Origin of the sequence: Elizabethkingia argenteiflava, assembly GCF_009904105.1 — a bacterium.
Taxonomy (GTDB): Bacteria; Bacteroidota; Bacteroidia; order Flavobacteriales; family Weeksellaceae; genus Elizabethkingia; species Elizabethkingia argenteiflava.
The window spans coordinates 1-309 of sequence record NZ_JAAABJ010000567.1 but is presented as its reverse complement, the minus strand read 5'-3'; the positions used below and the strand labels follow the sequence as shown (position 1 = coordinate 309).

The 309-nt window shown below is 43.0% G+C and carries 1 pseudogene; it reads right to left on the bottom strand.

What is annotated here, in order from left to right:
• Window positions 1-309: pseudogene (locus tag GNY06_RS09540) on the bottom strand (IS1380 family transposase); the annotation flags it as partial.

The window sequence follows — 309 nt, the reverse complement described above, 5'->3', positions numbered from 1 at the left end:
TCGCCTTTGTCTCTGTATGACAAGACGATACGGTTTTCCTTTCCATTTCTCAACAAGGATGGAATTCAGCTCAAATTCAATACCGTTGATTTCAACAGTTTTCCATCCAGTTAAGGCAAACATGGAATCGTAGAAAGAAGAGCATCTGTTGGCACGAATATAAAAATGCCTGCAATGAGCCTCTACCATATCTACGATTTCCTCCGAGCATGAGCCGCAATCCATGCGGGCACGGGATATATATACTTCTGATGCCTCCAGTCGCGTGAATATTATTTACAAAGTCTCTCTTTGGTTGAAGCGCACGGT